Annotated in this window: 2 protein-coding genes and 1 pseudogene; 1 reads left to right on the forward strand and 2 read right to left on the reverse strand. The window is 72.0% G+C overall.

Going from position 1 to position 4,199, the window contains the following annotated elements:
• A pseudogene (locus tag AB0K09_RS30470) lies at positions 1-493 on the forward strand (hypothetical protein); the annotation flags it as partial.
• 206 nt (positions 494-699) lie between these two features.
• On the opposite strand, the gene AB0K09_RS30475 reads toward AB0K09_RS30470, so the two are convergent.
• Both AB0K09_RS30475 and AB0K09_RS30480 read right to left on the reverse strand, forming a co-directional pair.
• A complete protein-coding gene (locus tag AB0K09_RS30475; RefSeq protein ID WP_366068639.1) occupies positions 700-2,334 on the reverse strand; it encodes an AMP-binding protein in 1,635 nt (544 codons plus the stop codon).
• Positions 2,331-4,037, reverse strand: a complete 1,707-nt coding sequence (locus AB0K09_RS30480; RefSeq protein ID WP_366068640.1) for an AMP-binding protein — start codon at positions 4,035-4,037, stop codon at positions 2,331-2,333. The genes AB0K09_RS30475 and AB0K09_RS30480 overlap by 4 nt, the downstream gene beginning before the upstream one ends.
• Positions 4,038-4,199: the final 162 nt, after the last annotated feature.

Raw genomic sequence — 4,199 nt, forward strand, 5'->3', positions numbered from 1 at the left:
GGTGGTGCGGCTGCCCGTGCCCCGGTCCGTGCAGCCGGGCCGGGCCGAGGAGCCCGCCTGCGAGGCGCCGTCGGCCCACGGGCCCGGCAGGCGGGCGGCGCGGCCGGCGTTCCGGCCGGTGACCATCCGGACCGAGCGGGACGCCGTCATGGCAGCCGAGCGCTATCTGCGCTGGCTCGGCTTCACGGACGTGCGCCGCCTCGTCGAGTGCGGCGCGCCCGCCGCCTCCGGGGTGGACCTGCGGGGTACGGGCGTGGTGGCCCGGGTCGATCCGACCACCCTGCCGACCCTGCTGCGGGACGTCGAGTGCCTGTGGCTGCACGGGCTGCTGGAGTCGGCGGCCGGTGTGTTCTTCTCCCTCGCCGGCTACGCGCCGGACGCCCGCTGCCGGGCGGAGGACCTGCGGCTGCCGCTGTTCGTCCTGGACCTGGCCGGTGTGCCGCAGGCGCTCAACGAGTGGGCCGACGAGCTGGCCCGGGCCGGCCGGGCCTGAGCCCAGGGATGCGCCCCTGGTCCGGACCGCAGCGCGGAAGCTCAAGTCTTGCTCTGAACTGGCCGCGTGGTGTGGCGAGTTGCACACGAGCAGGCGGAGACTTGGTGCCGGGCCCGCGGCGCCACGGGGGAGCGCGGGCCCACCAACGGGGGGTGTGGCGGGGCGGGCCCACCGGAGGCCCACCCCGCACACGATCTCCTCGTCCGCTACGAGCGGACCACCGTCGGGTCCAGCAGCGCGGCCGCCTGTTCCCGCAGTTCGACCTTGCGGACCTTGCCGCTGGTGGTCATCGGGAAGGACTCCATCACGCGCAGGTGGCGCGGCACCTTGTAGTGCGCGAGCCGGCCCCGGCAGAAGCGGGCGAGCTCGTCGCGGGTGAGGGGCTCGGCGGGGTCACGCAGGATGACACAGGCCATGATCTCCTCACCGTAGGTCTCGTCGGGCACCCCGATGACCTGCACGTCGGCGATCTTCGGGTGGGAGTGCAGGAACTCCTCGATCTCCCGGGGATAGACGTTCTCCCCGCCCCTGATGATCATGTCCTTGATGCGGCCGACGATCCGGACGTAGCCGTCCTCGTCCATCACCGCGAGGTCGCCGGTGTGCATCCAGCCCTCGGCGTCGACGGCCTCGGCGGTGCGCTCGGGGTCGTTCCAGTAGCCGAGCATCACCGAGTAGCCGCGGGTGCACAGCTCGCCGGGCTCGTCGCGCCCGGTCGTCGCACCGGTCGCCGGGTCGACGACCTTGACCTCGATGTGCGGCAGCACCCGGCCGACGGTGCCGGTGCGGCGATCGAGATCGTCGTCGCGCCGGGTCTGGGTGGAGACGGGCGAGGTCTCCGTCATGCCGTAGCAGATGGCGACCTCCTCCATGTGCATCTCGGCGACGACCCGCTTCATCACCTCGGTGGGGCAGGGCGATCCGGCCATGATGCCCGTCCGCAGCGAGGTGAGGTCGTAGGTGGCGAAGTCCGGCAGGTTCAGCTCGGCGATGAACATCGTCGGGACGCCGTACAGGGACGTGCAGCGCTCGCGTTCGACGGCGTGCAGGGTGGCGGTGGGGTCGAAGGAGGGCGCCGGGATGACGGCGCAGGCGCCGTGCGAGGTGGCGGCGAGATTGCCCATGACCATGCCGAAACAGTGATAGAAGGGCACGGGCAGTGCGATGCGGTCCTCCTCGGTGTAGCCGAGGGTCTCCCCCACGAAGTAGCCGTTGTTGAGGATGTTGCGGTGGGAGAGGGTGGCACCCTTGGCGAAGCCCGTGGTGCCCGAGGTGTACTGGATGTTGACCGGGTCCGTACAGCTCAGCCGGGCCTCGCGTTCAGCGAGCCGGGCCGGGTCGACGGTCGCGGCCAGCCGCAGCAGCCCGTCCCAGGTCGGGTCGGCGATGTAGACGACGTCGCGCAGGACCGGGCAGTCGGCGCGCACCTGCTCGACCATGCGCCGGTAGTCGCTGGTCTTGTGCTCGACGGAGGAGACCAGGACCGACACCTCGGCCTGGCGGAGCACATACCCCAATTCGTGTACCCGGTAGGCGGGATTGATATTGACCATGATCGCGCCGAGGCGGGCGGTGGCGTACTGCACCATCACCCACTCGGGGCAGTTCACGGCCCAGATCCCCACCCGGTCGCCCTTGGCCACACCCTTGGCGAGCAGCCCCAGGGCGACCTCCTCGACGGCCTGTCCGAATTCCGCGTACGTCCAGCGACGCCCGCCCGGGACGTCGACGAGGGCTTCCCGTTCGCCGAAGCGTGCGACGGCGCGGGCGAGGTTGGCGCCGATGGTCTCGTCGAGGAGCGGGATGTCGGTGGGGCCTGCCGTGTAGGAAGGTGTGCTCACCGGTGGTCTTCCTCTCGATACTCGGTGCCGCCGCCCTGCGCGGTGTGCTCGCGCAGCGCGATGCGGCGGATCTTGCCGGACACGGTCTTGGGCAACTCGGCGAACTCCAGCCGTCGCACCCGTTTGTAGGGGGCCAGCACGGCGCGCGAGTGGGTGAACAGCACCTTGGCCGTCTCCGGCCCCGGCTCCCAGCCCTCGGCGAGCACCACGTACGCCTTGGGCACCGACAGCCGCAGCGGGTCCGGGGCCGGGACGACCGCGGCCTCGGCGACGGCCTCGTGCTCCAGCAGGGCGCTCTCCAGCTCGAAGGGGCTGATCTTGTAGTCGCTGGACTTGAAGACATCGTCGGCGCGTCCGACATAGGTGAGATATCCCTCTTCGTCCCGCGAGGCGATGTCCCCCGTCCGGTAGTAGCCGCCGGCCATGACCTCGGCGGTGCGCTCCGGGTCGGCCGCGTAGCCGGTCATCAGGCCGACGGGCCGCTCGGACAGATCGAGGGCGATCTCCCCCTCGTCCGCCGGCCGCCCGGTGACGGGGTCGAGGAGGACGACGCGGAAGCCGGGCACCGGCCGGCCCATGGACCCGCTCTTCAGCGGCTGCCCCGGCGGGTTGGCGACCTGCACGGCCGTCTCCGTCTGCCCGAAGCCGTCCCGCACGGTCACCCCCCAGGCCGCCCGGACGGCCTCGATGACCTCGGGGTTCAGGGGCTCGCCCGCGGCGACGACCTCGCGTGGCGGGGTGCGCAGCGCGGACAGGTCGGCCTGGATGAGCATGCGCCACACCGTCGGCGGGGCGCAGAAGCTCGTCACGCCGCAGCGGTCCATCTCGGCCATCAGCCGGCCCGCGTCGAAGCGGGTGTAGTTGTGCACGAAGACGGTCGCCTCGGCGTTGAAGGGCGCGAAGAGGTTGGACCAGGCGTGCTTGGCCCAGCCGGGCGAGGAGATGTTGAGGTGGACGTCGCCCGGCCGCAGCCCGATCCAGTACATGGTCGCCAGGTGACCGACGGGATAGGAGATGTGGGTGTGTTCGACGAGCTTGGGGCGGGCGGTGGTGCCGGAGGTGAAGTACAGCAGCAGGGTGTCGTCGGCGCGGGTCGGTCCGTCGGGGGCGAACGTCTCGTCGGCGCGCACGGCGTCGCCGTAGCGCAGCCAGCCGTCCGCGCCCGGCGCGTCCCCGACGGCGATGCGGGTGTAGTCACCGGGCACTCCGTCGAACTTGCCGGTGTCCTCGGCGCGGACCAGGACGTGGCGCGCGCCGCCGCGCTCGACGCGGTCGGCGAGGTCGGCGGTGCCCAGCAGTGGCGTGGCGGGGATGACCACGGCGCGCAGCTTCATCGCCGCCAGTGCCGTCTCCCACAGCTCGGCCTGGTTCCCGAGCATCACGATCACCCGGTCACCGGCGCGTACGCCCTGGCCACGCAGCCAGTTGGCGACCTGGGCGGAACGCCGGCGCAAGGCGTCGTAGGACAGCCGGGTCTCGGTGCCGTCCTCCTCCACGATCCACAGCGCCGTGCGGTCGTTGCCCTCGGCGACGCGGTCGAACCAGTCGAGCGCCCAGTTGAACTCCGCGGGCCGCGGCCACCGGAAGCCCTCGTACGCCGTCGCGTAGTCGGTGCGGTGCGCGAGCAGGAAGTCCCGCGCCGCCCGGAACTCGCCCGCCGGGTCTGCCGCGTCGGCCTGCTCGGCCTGGTGCGTCGCCGTCACATCTCCTCCACTTCGCCGGGGCACACAACCGGCCCGCTGGTTAGCATCGTGCGACGGTGGGACGAGTCCCACCACCCCCGAACGGGGGTGGCGGCGTGTTGACTTCCGGGAATACGGGGCGGTGGGCGGTGGTGAACGAGGGGCACGGGACGCGTGCGCCGG

The organism is Streptomyces sp. NPDC049577, from assembly GCF_040675635.1.
In the GTDB taxonomy this organism is placed as follows: domain Bacteria; phylum Actinomycetota; class Actinomycetes; order Streptomycetales; family Streptomycetaceae; genus Streptomyces.